We start from the raw sequence: 15,099 nt of genomic DNA, 5'->3' as shown, positions 1-15,099 counted from the left end.
AATGAATTTAAACAATTTGAAATAAATTTATTACGTTTTTACATAAATTTCACAAATATTTTTTAATAAATAATGATTCTTACTTTTTGATTTTACCTAAAATATTGATAAAAAAACACTTATAGTAGGTAGAAGTGTATGCTTTTATTTTATTTACTTTTTCAAGTTTTTTAATTTTCTTACAGACGGCTTAAATAGTTATTAAATCACTTATTTATAACTGGCTTTATACTTTATGTATTTAGATTTTTTGGCAATATATTATTTACTATAAGCTTAGGTTTGTTTTAATTTAAATAAGCTTTTATTGAAATCAGATAATACCCAATAAACTGTAGCCAATACAGGATAAAAAGAGCTTGTTGCGTACAATCGTATTTTGGAGACTTTTTGTAGATGTAATAAAACAGTTAAATACCTCTGTAAAAACCAATGAACTAATTATTGTGTTTTTATTAAAAAATTGCAGTTGATTATGTGTAGGAACGTCAAAGTATTATTGAAAACGAATGTATGAATAGCGTAAACTCTTTTAAATTCAGAATGTTTCACTTTTATGTTATTTGTTTGAATTGTAGGTTTTTAGATTCCGTTAAAAAAGGGATAGATTAGATTTTTTGACATAATTGAGGTAAGTGAAATAAACGTTTGTATTCGGATAAATGATATTCTAAAACTGTATAAATTATTGATATTATGGTTGTTTTTAATAACATTATATTTGTAATGAAAATACACACAACTGCCAATATCCGCTAATTGTAATGCATTAACAAAATCATAGTGAGAATAAGAATTTTTGAGATAATTATTTTAGTTGTTACGTTTACTATTGGGGGTTGCACCTATGAAGGTAATGATAAGCATATGGAAATAATAAAAAAGAATCATAAATCAGTAGAACGCTTGTGGAGCGCTTTTTTAAAAGAGAACCCAAACAATAGAATAAAAAACACACCATTATCATTCTATTTTTGCGATAATGAAAAAGACGCTGATGAATGTGCTGAATTAGTTGTTAAAGGAATAAAGCAGGCTACAGCAACTTCTTTATGGTGGTTTGAAAAGAATAACGAAACGCTTCCTAAAGTTGGAGATCAGTATGTTGTAACAAATTGGAACGGTTATGCGAAGGCTGTAATCGAAACCATTAAAATAGAACAGATTCCATACAATCAAATTACATCTGAATTTGCAGCAGTGGAGGGTGAAGGAGATAAATCTTTGGAGTATTGGAAAAGAGTTCACGAGGCATACTATAAACGAGAAATGGAACCTTACGGAGACAAGTTTGATGAAAATATGATTATAGTATGTGAATATTTCAAGACCATATATAAAGTTAAGAAATAGAAAGGATAATAAAACGCATTCTAAAAACACTAAAGTGGATTGGTAAAATATTTACTAGTATTATAATTCTAATATTAGTATCTGGATTGTGTTTCCGATTGTTTAGTTCAAAACCAATTCCGTCAGGAAAATTAGTGGACGTCGACGGAATTAAACTTCATATAAGAGCAGAAGGCATAAAAAATAATTTACCTACTGTTATTTTTGAAGCAGGTTCAGGTAATGATACAGATGCATTTCATTGGATTGCTGAAGGTTTAAATAAAAATATGAGAGTTATACGGTATGACAGAGAGGGTAAATGGTTTAGTGAATCAAGCAAAGACAGTATTACATCAGAATATTATGCTCATCAATTACATAAATTACTTGAAAACAATGGAGAAAAACCACCTTATATATTAGTCGGTCATTCTATGGGGGGTGCTTATAATAGAATATTCAGAGACCTATATCCAAATGAAGTAAAAGCACTTGTGTTTTTAGATTCGAGTCATCCTGAACAATGGGAACGATTAGCAGAAAACGGTTTGTTTGAAAAAAAACAGATTACCTTACTAAAATCTCTTTCAATACTTGCTGATATGGGAATATTAGGAGTCTATAATGAAATAACAAATACAAAACTTAAAATTGACAACTTACCGAAAGATTGCCAAGTCCGAAAACTTAAACTTATTTCTTATTCGGGAGATGTCTATCGGAGGTATTTAAAAGCAAACATAATAAATAATGATATTCTTTTACGTGCAGGTCAGTCAAGTGAATTAGATTCATTACCTGTTTTAGTCTTTACAGCAAAAAAACAGTACGGCGATCCTGAAATGTGGTTCGAAATGCAAAAAGAACTGAAAAATTTATCTACAAATGGAAAACATTTTTATGTGGATGCAAATCACGGTTCTATCATTACTAAAAAAGAAAATGCTGAAATAGTTACTAAAGAAATACGTTTATTGGCTGAAACAATTGAATAGAAAGTAAAAGAAAACGTTTTTATAACACCGCTTAAACTGTATTAAAACTACCTTTTCCATAAAATCTGTACCAATTTGAAACAAAGATGAGATCTAAAACTTTTGAAACAGAAAGACTGTGTATAATACCAACAACAGAAAATGATGCTAGGTTTATTTATGAGCTTTTAAATACACCTAAATGGATTAAGCATATTGGAGATAGAGGTATTAAAACAATAGAGCATGCCAAAGATTATATAAAGGAAAAAATGATTCCGCAACTTGAAAGGCTTGGCTAATCTAATTACACTCTAATTAGAAAAGATAATAATGAAAAAATAGGAATTTGTGGATTGTATGATAGAGAAGGATTAGAAGGGGTTGATATTGGGTTTGCATTTCTTCCTAAGTATGAGAAAAAAGGATATGCTTTTGAGGCGTCTAGCAAAGTACGAGATATTGCTTTTAATGAATTTAAGATTAAAAAGATCAGCGCAATTACGACAAAAGATAATATTTCTTCCCAAAAACTTTTAGAAAAACTTGGATTTATATTTACTGGAAAGACAAAACTTCCAAGTGATGCAGAGGAATTATTAGTCTATAAAATTGAAAAATAAATACTGTCGACAACAATGGTATAATTATATTTATGACAGATTCATCTACGTCCAAATAAACCGGAATTACTAATACCAGTGCTAAACCAAAAATTAACGCCTGTAAAACCGCAATTATTTTTATGCGAGCCTTTTGAGGTATATTTGAAAGAATTATCGATTTTAAAAATTTAAAAATAGCACTAAATAAACTTTATAATCTAAAATGGAAAGAACTGAAATTAAAATAAGAGAAGCAAAGATAGATGATTTAAATACATTGGAGTTATTTGAGCAATCCGTTATTCAATATGAACGTCCATTTGCACCAAATTTAAAGGAAGACCCAATCCAATATTATGATTTATTAAATCTTATTGAGCGCAAAGATGCACATTTAATAGTTGCTACAACTAATGGAGAAATTATAGGATCAGGTTATGCGCTTATAAAAAACTCAGAACCGTATAAAAAACCCGAAAAGTATGCTTATTTAGGCTTTATGTATGTGTCGCCTAAATTTAGAGGCAAAGGAATAAATGGAAAAATAATTGACAGCCTAACTGATTGGGCAAAACAAAGAGATTTAGAAGAGCTACAATTGGATGTTTACGCTAAAAATGAAATAGCTATAAATGCATATAAAAAAAGAAATTTTAAACCAGATTTACTTAAAATGAGATTGAATTTAAATCAATGAAAACCAAATCATAACAATTAATGACTATAAGTAATTGTTTGTTGTCGTTTATTTTTTCAAACCCGCGAGAATTTTCATTTTACTTTACTTGCAAAGTTAAGTATTAAACCATGCAACTATTCGTAAACGAAACAATACGCATAATTATAAAATGAAAAAAATATAAATATTTATTAGTTACTATCATAATGGTGTTATGTAGTGGGATGTTGTTTTCTTAATAGATAGTAGGTGTGCTATACAAAGTAACAATAAGAAAAAAAATGTATCCGAATAAAAATGGAAATATTATTCATATTGATGAAGAACATAATAATTTCTATACAAAAGATGGAAGGTGCCTTTCATTGTATTCGGCTTTTAAAATCTGAGGGTTATAGGGTTAAAAAAGTAGTACTAAATTTGATATAAATACACTAAAAAATATTGAAATTTTAGTTATTACGAATGCTTTGTCAAACGAAACGATTCGTCCAATTATGACACCTACAAGAAGCGCTTTTCTCAAAATAGAATTCAAAATTTAAAGAAATGGGTAAAAAGAGAAGGTTCCCTTTTTATTATTGTAGACCATATGCTATTTGCTGGAGTAACTTCGTAATTAGCAAAAGAATTTGGTTTTGATTTTTATGGCAGTTTTCTAATAAATGATTTCCTAAGAGGAATAATAGATTTAGATAAAACTACAGTAACATTAAATAATAATTTAATTACGAAAGGAAGAAGTTTAGGAGAGGAGATGAATCGAGTGAGGTTTTTTATAAGGTTAAGTTTTAAACTGAAAATTTCGGTTTTTTAAAAGGCCAATAACCTAAAATAAATACATACAATTACCACAAAGCATCTTAATTAAGGTGTTTTATTATTAAAATAAGTTGTTTATTATATAAATTATAAGTCAGAAAAAATAACTCGTAACTGAAAACATATTATAAAGTTATTTTTTTGCTTTGTTGTTTCTTTATTACAATTGTTTAGACGTGTAGTTTGCCTACGAAAGTATTTTACAAAAATAGATTTCACTTTATTATTTCAATTTAGCGTTGAATGATTTGTATAAAAAGGTTATTCGATTTCAAAATATTGTAAAGTGTAAACATATTAAAAAGGGAGTTACGTATTGAGTAACTTTTTTTGAAGTTATAAGTTCATTTAGAGTTTAATGGTAGGAGAGGGAGTTGATGATTAATTTTTTTAGGGGCTCTTATAAACGAAAAAGAAATTTTTTACAAAGATTTATAATAAGCAATCAAAGAATACAAATGAAGGTTCTAAGAGTGTTTTCGGTAAGAAAAAATAGCATATTTATATCTTGATAAGACTGTTTTAATAGTCAGTTTCATAAATATAGTTGACATTTCAATTACTGTTTTACGCAATAAATTAAAAAGTAGTAATTTTGTAATCAAAAAAGTTGATTTATAGTACTCTTTTACTTTTACTCATTGTATTTTATTCCGACTTAAAAGAAAGAAAGGTTTATGCTTTTATTTTTATAATGTTGATTATTTTTGGAGGATTACAATTTTATCAACAAACAACATTAAGCTTGTATGTATTCCATATTGTAACCAATATTAGTTGTTTGATTTTTATAAGTACTATTCTATGGTTATACAGTAAATACAAAATGAAGTTACCCTTAACTAAAGCATTAGGAATAGGAGACTTACTCTTCTTTTTTTTTATGGCAATTAGCTTTCCGATGCCTATTTTTTTAATATTATTTTCATTCTCTTTAGTTTTTTCATTGGCTTTATTTTTGATTTTAAAATCAAAATTAAAAGACCAGACGGTCCCATTAGCTGGGTTTCAAGCATTATTTTTATTTATTTTATTATTTATAAATTTGACATTCAAATTACTAAACCTTTATGCTGTTTAATGGAAAAGAATAAATACGATATTCCTACAGAAGTTATACAAATTATCTCCTCAGATTTAGCCTACAATTATAGAGTGGTGCCTTTTGAGATAACTGAAGATGAGCATTTTTTTTATACGGATACCAAAGATTTAAAAAGTTTGACTAACGAACTTCGTATTCTTTTGGGAAAGAGCATAAGGTTAGAAGGAATAAAGACGGACGAACTCAATAGTTACTTATTAAATAATTACAGAAAAAGAAAACAGAAACAAACTTCTTCTTTACAGTATTCAGAAGATTTTTTATTAAATATTATACATGAAGCCAAAGAAATAGGCAGTAGTGATATCCATTTTGAAGCTTTTGAAAATCAAAAAAGAGTTCGATTTAGAATTGATGGGAAATTAATAGAGAAGTATGTTATTTCCTTTGAAGAATATCCAAAAATTATAAACCGTTTAAAAATCATGGGAGGCATGGATATTTCTGAAAAAAGATTGCCCCAAGATGGACGAATTAATATACAAACAGCACAAGAAGATTTTGATATAAGGGTATCTTCATTACCCACGTTGCATGGAGAAAAAATTGTTTTACGAATTCTCTCTAAAAACAATTTGTCTTTACAATTATCTCATTTAGGTTTTAGTGAAAAGGAATTGAACTCCTATCATAAAGCAATAAAAAAACCCAATGGAATTGTATTAATTTCAGGACCAACAGGGTCTGGGAAAACTACTACGTTGTATGCTACATTAAAACAGTTAAATAAAGAAGATACTAATATTTTAACTATTGAAGATCCTATTGAGTATACTTTAGAAGGAGTAAATCAAGTACAACTAAAAGAAAATATAGGGCTGGACTTTGCAAGTACATTACGAACTTTTTTAAGACAAGATCCAGATGTGATAATGGTGGGGGAAATACGCGATGTTGCTACTGCAAATATGGCAATTAGAGCAGCATTAACAGGCCATCTAGTATTGTCTACAATTCATACGAATTCAGCTTGGGGTACTATTTCCAGGTTAATTGATATGGGAGTTCCTTCTTTTTTAATAGCAAGCACATTGAATGTAAGTGTAGCACAACGATTGGTTAGAAAATTATGCATACACTGTAAATTAGAAACTATAATTAAAACAGAAGATACGTATCAAGAGTTTAAATCTATTGTTTCAACACATCATAAAGCTGTTGGTTGTGATAAGTGCTATCACACAGGGTATAAAGGTAGAAAAGCAATTTATGAAATTATTCCCGTAACGAAAGCAATCGTATCAGCCATAAAAAATGAAAAGCTAGAGATAGATCAATATTTTGAAGAAAATAATATCAAAACATTAAGAGCTAATGCTATAGACCTAGTCAGAAATGGTACTACCTCTATTGAAGAAGTGTATTCATTATTAATCTCATAAGGCGATGTTAAAGCAGAAAAAAATACTTTTATTACTTGTTACAGTACTTATTGTATGGGGAATTATAGGATTTCAAATATTTTCATACTTAAATCCAGAAGAAGAAATATTTAAAGAGCCTTCGGTAGCTACTTTTAAACCTATTGTTAAACAAGCAAAGGAAACTTATGTTGTTAAAAAGCATAGAAGAGATCCCTTTTTAGGAAAATTATTGATTCAACCTAAAAAGATTAAGAAGGTAATCAGAAAAAAGGAACCTATAAACTTTCCAACTATTGTATTTAATGGCCTTGTAGAAAGTAATCGTAAAAAGACATTTGTACTAACTATTAATGGTGAACAAAAAATAGTAAAAGTTGGACAGGTATTTAAGGAGGTAAAACTATTAAAAGGAACAGCAAGTGAAGTTTTATTGAGCTATAAGGGAAAAAGAAAATTATATAAAAAAATGCGCTAGAAATGGCTGTTTTTAATAAAATAAAGGCTGGAGCATTACAGTATGTACTTATTATTTCTGTTATCATAGCAATCGTATTATTAGGCTTTATTATGTTAATTAATCTACAGCAAAAAGTGAAGCTTAAAAATAAGCTATACAAAGAGTCTATTACAAATGTAATGAACGGTTTCAGCTATCAATCTCATCATGAAATACCTCATAATAAAGAGACAATCCGTCAATTTTCTCAAAATTTTAATGAAGAAACTGTGTTGAAAAGAAAACCTTGGGGCGTTTTTGATGTTGCTTTTGTTTCTTCTAAGGTTAAAAAAGAGTTTTTTATGAAGGTGGCTTTAATGGGATGGGTAACGGACAAACCTAAAGCGCTGTATTTAAAAGAAAATAACACACCCTTGGTAGTTGTTGGAAAAACAAAGATTGAAGGAGACGTTTATATTCCAATGCAGGGAGTAAAAACAGGAAATATAGCCGGAAATTCATTTGCTGGTTCAGCATTATTTTATGGTAAAGAATATCGTAGTAAGTCGCAATTACCATCAATAAAAAATAAGGTACAATTACGTAACTATTTTAAACATAATTTTTGGCAAGAAGAAGCTATTGCATTATCATTAAATGAAGGGATAAATTTGGTCAATTCATTTAATCAAAATACACTAGTATATAGTGACAGTAATCTTTTAAAATTAGAGAATCTATCCTTAACAGGAAATATAATGATTCGTTCAAATACTAAAATTATTATAGAAAAGTCTGCCAAACTTAAGGATATTATACTAATGGCTCCAGAAATTATTGTAAAAAGTGGAGTAACAGGTAATTTTCAATGTTTTGCAGGAAAAATGATACAGGTAGAAAACGAGTGTAATTTGAATTATCCATCCGCTCTAATTGTGTTAAACATAGAAGAGAATAAAGATAGTAACATAACGATAGGAAGGAACTCAAGTGTAAAAGGTTGTGTTGTTTACGATTCAGATAATGATACGATGGAAAATCTCTATACACCTCAGATAGTGATATCTGAAAATTCGATTGTTACAGGAAATATTTATTGTTCTGCCAATACAGAGCTACTTGGCACTGTTAGGGGAACCGTTTTTACAAATAACTTTATAACCAAGCAATATGGAAGTACTTATATAAATCACCTTTATAATGGTCAGATTTTAAACGATGTTTTAAGTAAGGAATTTGTAGGATTACCAGTAGATGCAACAAAAAGTAGTATAGCAAAATGGTTATATTAAAAAAAATAAAGGCATCTTCTTTGAACGAAGTTATAATAGCAACGGTAATTATTGTGCTTGTTTTTGCTATTGCAGTCGCTATTCTTAACAATATTTTAATCAATATAGCCCATAAAAGAGAAGGTATTATTGATAAAGAAATGAATGAACTTATATATAGTTATAGCAATGGAGAATTAAAGTTACCTTATCATGAAGAATCAGAGGATTTAAGTATACAGTGTATAAAATTAAAGAGCAATGAAATTCCTGCCATTCGGTTAAGGATTTTAAATAAAAAAAATAAGAAAGTTGTAGAACGAAAAATACTAGTAGATGAATAAAGTAAAGGCTTTTACACTTTCAGAAATACTTGTAGTGATGATTATCTCAACGATAGTTATATCTTTGGCTTTTACAGTTTTGAATATGGTTCAAAAGCAGGTAAAAGTGATTAAAAAAAGTATAGATATTAAAGAAAATATTCAAAGTTTAGAGCGAGTTATTTGGAAAGATTTTAATCAGTTTGGGTATGGGGAGCTTGAAGGAAATCGATTACAGTTCAAAAACCCGATAGATTCCGTTGTTTATAGTATTCATAATGATGTTATTATAAGGGATGCGGATAGTATTTTTTTAGTACCATTATCTTATACTTTTTATTTAGATAAAGAAGTTAAGAAACAAGGGAGTGTTGATGCAATTAAAATTAATTTTTCGAATCCATATACATCCTTCGATTTGTTTGTTTTTGGTAAAAAAGATGCTAGTTTTTATTTGAATTATTAAACAATGGGATTTAAGGTAGATCATATTAAAAAAGAAAAGAAAGAAGTAGCTTCTTTAAATTTAGATAGTTTTTTGAAGAAAGAAATAACTTTTGGAGGCAATTCCTTTTCAAATAAAAAAAAGGAAGCTTTTTATACCGAGTTATTTGTTCTTCTCCAAGCAGGATTAGAGTTAAAAGATGCGCTAGACTTGATTGAAAAGGAACAAAAAAAAGAGACAGACAAAAAATTGATTCGTTCTTTGGTTAAAAATTTAATTGAAGGAAAGAATTTCTCCGAAACAATTAAAGAAAAAAAAGAATTCACTACCTATGAATATTATTCTATTCAAATAGGAGAAAAAACAGGAACTATTGAGAATGTAGTAAAAGAGTTAGGAGGGTATTATAGAAAAAGAAACGAACAACGAAGAATGATTATGAGTGCGCTGTCATATCCAATCATTATTTTAAGTACTGCTTTTTTGGCAGTATTATTTATGTTAAATTTTGTGGTTCCCATGTTTGCAGATATTTTTAAGCAGAACAATGTAGAATTACCCTGGATAACCCAAAAAATAATTAGTTTATCGAACTTTTTTAAAGACTATTACTGGATTTATTTACTCGTTTTATTGGTAGTTATTTTATTTCAAAAAATGAATAAAAATAAGTTATGGTATCAAAAATGGATAACAAGTTTTTATTTGAAAATTCCTTTTTGGGGTAATTTCATTAGAAAAATCAAAATAGCACAGTTTACACAAGCAATATCTTTACTTATAAGTGCAAAAGTGCCGTTATTAAATGGAATTCAGTTGACTCAAAAAATGATAGATTTCCATCCTTTAAAAAATGCATTAATAACAGTAGAAAAAGATGTTTTGTTAGGTAAAACGCTTTCAGAAAGTATTCGAAAACACACTATTTTTGATGCAAAGATGGTATCACTAATTAAAGTGGCAGAAGAAACAAATCAAAACCAGATCATTTTTGAACGCCTAACAAACCAATATAATAAGGATATAGAGTATCAATCTAAAACACTAAGTACCGTTTTAGAACCTATAATTATACTTATATTGGGTATTGTTGTTGCTACTATTTTAATAGCAATGTACATTCCTATGTTTAAATTAAGTACTATTATTGGTTAAGTTTACCTAGTAGATTTATTTTTCAAAAAAAGGGATTTAGTCTTTAACAACTTCTTTTAAGTTTTTATCGTGGTCTATTTCCCAAACATTAAAAACACCATCACCATCAAAATCACTTACAGCCGTAGCACGAGCTTTGTAGTTATTGCTGGATGCTTCTATTACCTCATAACTGTAATAAGCCTTACCGCCGTTATTTAAATTTTTTGGTGGAATAAAATCGAGTTCATTAAAATCTGTAGTGTATTTAGAATGCAAATAAAAATACGTTTTTTGTAAACCATGTATATGGTTTAGTTGACTTTGTGCTTCTATACTTTTCGCCTTGGCTATTTGGGGCATTAAGGTAGGTAAGGCGATTAATATGAGAATTCCAATGATAACAAGAACAACCAATAATTCTTGAAGGTTGTATGCGTTTACTTTTTTAGAAAAATTCAATTTCATAAATAATTTAAAGAGTTCATATCAAAGTTCAAAGGTATAAAAAACCAAATAATTTTTTACCTTTACGCCCAGTTTAAAGAAAAAAGAAAAAGAGATTTGCGAAATATTCGTATTTTAAGCACAGGAGATGTTAAACATAAAATAAATAAATTGAAAAAGAAAATACTATTAGTGCTAACTTCCTTGTTTCTAGTAAGTAATTTAATAGCACAAAACATTGGTGATAATGAGCAACGTATTGAGGAACTTAGAGTAAAGTTAGACGCCTTATCAGGCACGATACCAGGACTATTAAAAACCGTTGACATAAATATTACAGAGGCAAACTTGCCAATCTTCATCAATACTATTGCAAATACCCATCAAGTAAACATAAGTGTTGATCAAGAGTTGTTTAACCAGAAAGTATCGTATAATTTTTCAAAAACAACAGTGAAAAATGTACTCCTTCATTTATGTAAAGAATACATTTATACGCTTGATAATGTAGGGAATATTCTAACTTTAAAAAGGTATATACCTCAAATAGCACCTGTTTTTAAAGAAGAAAAGATCATTCCAGTATCATATGTTCCTGAAGAGGATAAATTTAGTATTGAATTAGAAAAAGACTCTATTTCTAAAGTATTCAAGAGAATTACAGATGTAACAGGTAAAAATTTGGTATACGCTTCAGGTTTAGAAAATAAAAAGTTATCAGGATATATAAAAAATAAATCTCTTAAAAGCGCACTTGATAAATTGGCATTTTCTAATGATTTAGAAGTTGTAAAAACTAATGATGATTATTATTTGTTTCAGGGCTTAGATATTGAAAGCGATAAATACAAGCCTACGAATAATGTAAAAGAGCGTCGAAAACCAAGGAGATATCGTAATTCTAATTTTTATTATCAGGTAAAAGATACCTTGAGAAGAATTATTGAAGTTGATTTTGAAAATGTTGATATCGCATCGGTTATTAAGGATATCGGACATGATTTAAAAATAGATATTTTTACAAGTACACCCATACAAAATATAGGGAAAGCCTCTATAAAAAGTGACAATATTACTTATGATTGGTTGCTTTTTAAAGTGTTAGAGGACACCAACTTTACATTTAAAAAAGAAGGTAATTTATATATTTTCGGTACTAACGATAAAGTTTCGCTGAATACATTTGAAATCATACCTTTAATGTATAGATCAATAGAAGCAATGAGTACTTTAACTAGTTCGAGAAATACCAATTTTTCCAATGCAATTAATTCAATTACACAAGGAAGTATAGGAAATCAGGGATTTCAAAACGCTGGTTTTAATAATGGAAATTTTCAAAATGATAATGGTTTCACACAAAGTCAATCATTTGGAAGAAATACGAGTAGAAATAGTTTTGACAATTCAAGTAGAAGGAACCTTCAGCAAAGAAGAAACTCTACTCAATCGACTACTGTTGGAGGGCAAGTTAACGCGATGTTTCCAGAGTACGTAAGTCAAGGGCTGGATATAAAAATAGATCGAGAAAGAAATAGTTTTGTAGTTTCAGGAGATCCACAGAAAATTAACAGGTTGAAAAAGTTTATTAAAGAAATTGATAAGCCTATTCCGGTTATTTTAATTGAGGTAATGATTTTAGAGGTAAGTAAATCTGCAACCATAAATTCGGGTATTGAATTAGGAATAGGAGATAAGCCTTCAACAGATCAAGGTAAAATTTTTCCTTCAGGAGATTTAACGCTAGGGGCAACCACTATTAATAAAATAATAGGTGGATTTAACGGATTTGGTTCCTTAAATGTAGGTAAAGTAGTTCCAAATTTTTACGCGCGAATACAAGCAATGGAATCAAATGGTAATATAAAAATTAGATCTACCCCTAAATTAGCTACATTAAATGGTCATGAAGCGATTTTATCTAACGGAGAACGCTCGTATTATGCCATTACAAGAAGAGATATTATTGGTGCTCAAAATCCTCAAACAACAGAAATTAAAAATTACGTGCCGATCGATGCTGATTTGTCTATTGCAATAAAGCCAATGGTGGCAGGAAATGATCAAATTACCATGAGTATCAATGTTGTTCAATCTAGCTTTAATGGTAAAAGGGTAGAAGAAGATGCGCCACCTGGAATGAATTCAAGAGAGTTTAATTCGATTATTCGAGTTAAAAATAATGATGTAGTGATTTTGGGTGGATTGGAAGAAAAATTAAAAAACGATTCAGGATCAGGTGTTCCCTTCTTATCAAGAATTCCTATAATAAAGTGGTTTTTTAGTAAAAAAACTAGAACTGATTCAAAAACAAAATTATCAGTATTAATTAAGCCGACAATTATCAAATAATGCTAAAAGATAGTCTGCTATATAGAAATACTTATTGTGCTATTGAATATGGTATTGATGCACTTGGTAAGGAACAATTTACAGCGCTAACCTTACTTAAAAAAAAGGGAGAACTTTATATTAAGAATAAAACGATAACCAAGTCTGTTGAAGATCTTATTAACTTTTTAAAACAGGAAAAACAACAGCATACAATATTGATTATAAATAATCAACAAGTATTATTCAAAGTTATAGAAAAGAATGCAAAAAATCCTGTTGTAGCTGCTTTTCCAACCATCAATAAAAAAGAGTTTATTACTGAAGTAAAGCATAGTAATGAAAAATCTTTTATAGGAATCGTTAGGAAACGTTATGCAGAAAATATATGGACGCTTTTTAATGAAGCAGGAATTATTATTTTAGATACCGTTATAGGCAACCTGCCAGTTTTTGCCTTGTTAGATGTTTTACCAGGTACTGAACATATACAAACAACACATTCTCAAATATCCATTATAAACCAACAAGTAACTTCAATTACCAATAATGTTTTTTCAGAAGAATCATATCAAATAAACGGACTAGAACTTAAAAACTATGAAATATTAAGTTTAGGAGCAATGGTTAGTTTCTATGTCAATGAACAAATTCAATATTCAACAAAGGAGCTAGAAACATTTAAACAGCAAACAATTTTTGCAAAAGGATTAAAAGCAGGACTAGCTTTAATGTTTTTAATACTGTTGGTAAACTTCATGTTCTTTTCTAACTACTACCGTCAGATAGAAAAATTACAAGCAGAAATAAATATTTATAGTGAAACGAAAGAAGCTTTAAAAAAAATAGCTTCGGAAGTAGATAAAAAAAAGAAACTTTTACAACAAATTCAAAATTCAGGAACAAGTAGCTTATCGAAATATACAGATCAGCTTATTCAGGAAATACCCCATTCTATTTTATTAGAGGAAGTAAACTATCAGCCTTTTATAACGACGATAAAAGAAAATAAGTTGATAAAAAATGAGCAAAATATGCTGCAAGTTTCGGGTGTATTTAAAAATAACAGGGAGTTAAGTAATTGGATTGATATTGTAGAGCAAAAATCATGGGTGCAAAAAGTAGATGGTCTCTCGATTGAAAGTGATGCACGAAAAAAAATAGCCAAGTTTTTCTTTAAAATAAAAATTAAATAAATGGATTATAAGAAGAAAAATTGGGCATTGTTAGTCGCTTTTATAATAGCGATGGTAGGTATTTATTTTTTTACAATTTCAAAAACTATTGAAAGTAAAAAAAGGTTAAGTAAACTCCAGCAAGAGAAACACGAAATACAAACGATTTCTAATAGAGTACTTAATTTAAAAAAACAGGCAATTTATATAGACTCTATTTTATCAAAGGAAAATATATCCATAACGAATTCTTTCCAACAAATACTTCTCAAAAAAATCAATACTTTTAAAACAACAAATGCTATTGATATTGTTGGAGTAGAGCATTCTATTAAGGTAAAAGATAATGGAATAAAAGTAAGGTTGTATCCCTTAACGGTAAAAGGAAACTTTAATGATTTACTCGCTTTTTTAAATTACATGGAGCGACAGGGATTAGCAGAAATTAAAAACTATACATTTCTAAAAAAGAAAAATTACAGCACTCGTAAAGCGCATGTAGTATTAAAATTATATCTCAAAAAAATTGAAGAAGAGGTTTAGTTTAAAAATTTAAGTCAAAGCCAATTATAATATCAAAGAGCATGCAGTTTGGTACTAACTTAAAAAGTTAAAACCGTATGCAATTACTTGCCCCAAACATCAACATACAT

General features: G+C 28.6%; 15 protein-coding genes. 14 read left to right on the top strand and 1 reads right to left on the bottom strand.

Annotated features, from left to right (window positions below):
- The first annotated feature begins 783 nt into the window (after positions 1 to 783).
- The 11 genes from AC2GW8_RS03035 to AC2GW8_RS02985 all read left to right on the top strand — a co-directional run bounded on the left by AC2GW8_RS03035 (position 784) and on the right by AC2GW8_RS02985 (position 10,514).
- Positions 784 to 1,353 (top strand): ASCH domain-containing protein, encoded by a 570-nt coding sequence (locus tag AC2GW8_RS03035; RefSeq protein WP_440881318.1) that lies wholly within the window; start codon positions 784 to 786, stop codon positions 1,351 to 1,353.
- Between the two features lie 98 nt (positions 1,354 to 1,451).
- On the top strand, positions 1,452 to 2,330 hold the full coding sequence (locus tag AC2GW8_RS03030; protein WP_440881317.1) for an alpha/beta fold hydrolase: 879 nt from the start codon (positions 1,452 to 1,454) through the stop codon (positions 2,328 to 2,330).
- Positions 2,331 to 2,416: 86 nt separating this feature from the next.
- Positions 2,417 to 2,611: a GNAT family N-acetyltransferase gene (locus AC2GW8_RS03025; protein ID WP_440881316.1), complete on the top strand. Its 195-nt coding sequence runs from the start codon at positions 2,417 to 2,419 to the stop codon at positions 2,609 to 2,611.
- A gap of 15 nt (positions 2,612 to 2,626) precedes the next feature.
- Positions 2,627 to 2,932 carry a GNAT family N-acetyltransferase gene (locus AC2GW8_RS03020; RefSeq protein ID WP_440882178.1) on the top strand — a complete coding sequence of 102 codons (306 nt, stop codon included), beginning with the start codon at positions 2,627 to 2,629 and terminating at the stop codon, positions 2,930 to 2,932.
- 205 nt (positions 2,933 to 3,137) lie between these two features.
- Complete coding sequence (locus AC2GW8_RS03015; protein WP_440881315.1) at positions 3,138 to 3,611, top strand: GNAT family N-acetyltransferase; 474 nt, start codon at positions 3,138 to 3,140, stop codon at positions 3,609 to 3,611.
- A gap of 1,884 nt (positions 3,612 to 5,495) precedes the next feature.
- On the top strand, positions 5,496 to 6,902 hold the full coding sequence (locus tag AC2GW8_RS03010; protein WP_440881314.1) for a GspE/PulE family protein: 1,407 nt from the start codon (positions 5,496 to 5,498) through the stop codon (positions 6,900 to 6,902).
- A gap of 4 nt (positions 6,903 to 6,906) precedes the next feature.
- The gene (locus AC2GW8_RS03005) at positions 6,907 to 7,359 is read left to right on the top strand and encodes a hypothetical protein (protein WP_440881313.1); all 453 of its coding nucleotides are present in this window, start codon (positions 6,907 to 6,909) and stop codon (positions 7,357 to 7,359) included.
- Between the two features lie 2 nt (positions 7,360 to 7,361).
- Complete coding sequence (locus AC2GW8_RS03000) at positions 7,362 to 8,612, top strand: hypothetical protein (RefSeq protein WP_440881312.1); 1,251 nt, start codon at positions 7,362 to 7,364, stop codon at positions 8,610 to 8,612.
- On the top strand, positions 8,600 to 8,935 hold the full coding sequence (locus AC2GW8_RS02995) for a hypothetical protein (RefSeq protein WP_440881311.1): 336 nt from the start codon (positions 8,600 to 8,602) through the stop codon (positions 8,933 to 8,935). The genes AC2GW8_RS03000 and AC2GW8_RS02995 overlap by 13 nt, the downstream gene beginning before the upstream one ends.
- Complete coding sequence (locus AC2GW8_RS02990) at positions 8,928 to 9,380, top strand: PulJ/GspJ family protein (RefSeq protein WP_440881310.1); 453 nt, start codon at positions 8,928 to 8,930, stop codon at positions 9,378 to 9,380. Before AC2GW8_RS02995 ends, AC2GW8_RS02990 begins: the two co-directional genes overlap by 8 nt.
- Before the next feature lie 3 nt (positions 9,381 to 9,383).
- Positions 9,384 to 10,514, top strand: a complete 1,131-nt coding sequence (locus AC2GW8_RS02985; protein ID WP_440881309.1) for a type II secretion system F family protein — start codon at positions 9,384 to 9,386, stop codon at positions 10,512 to 10,514.
- 36 nt (positions 10,515 to 10,550) lie between these two features.
- On the opposite strand, the gene AC2GW8_RS02980 is transcribed toward AC2GW8_RS02985, so the two are convergent.
- Positions 10,551 to 10,961, bottom strand: a complete 411-nt coding sequence (locus AC2GW8_RS02980; RefSeq protein WP_440881308.1) for a type IV pilin protein — start codon at positions 10,959 to 10,961, stop codon at positions 10,551 to 10,553.
- Positions 10,962 to 11,111: 150 nt separating this feature from the next.
- Between AC2GW8_RS02980 and AC2GW8_RS02975 the strand changes: the two genes are divergently transcribed.
- The 3 genes from AC2GW8_RS02975 to AC2GW8_RS02965 are packed head-to-tail and all read left to right on the top strand — an operon-like array spanning position 11,112 to position 14,989.
- Entirely contained in the window at positions 11,112 to 13,292 is a 2,181-nt protein-coding gene (locus AC2GW8_RS02975) for a type II secretion system protein GspD (RefSeq protein WP_440881307.1), read from the top strand.
- Positions 13,292 to 14,467: a PilN family protein gene (locus AC2GW8_RS02970; protein ID WP_440881306.1), complete on the top strand. Its 1,176-nt coding sequence runs from the start codon at positions 13,292 to 13,294 to the stop codon at positions 14,465 to 14,467. The genes AC2GW8_RS02975 and AC2GW8_RS02970 overlap by 1 nt, the downstream gene beginning before the upstream one ends.
- The gene (locus AC2GW8_RS02965) at positions 14,468 to 14,989 is read left to right on the top strand and encodes a hypothetical protein (RefSeq protein WP_440881305.1); all 522 of its coding nucleotides are present in this window, start codon (positions 14,468 to 14,470) and stop codon (positions 14,987 to 14,989) included.
- The last annotated feature ends 110 nt before the right edge of the window (positions 14,990 to 15,099 follow it).

The organism is Tenacibaculum profundi, assembly GCF_057162725.1.
The sequence above is the reverse complement of the archived record's forward strand: the minus strand, read 5'-3'. Positions and strand labels throughout refer to the sequence as shown.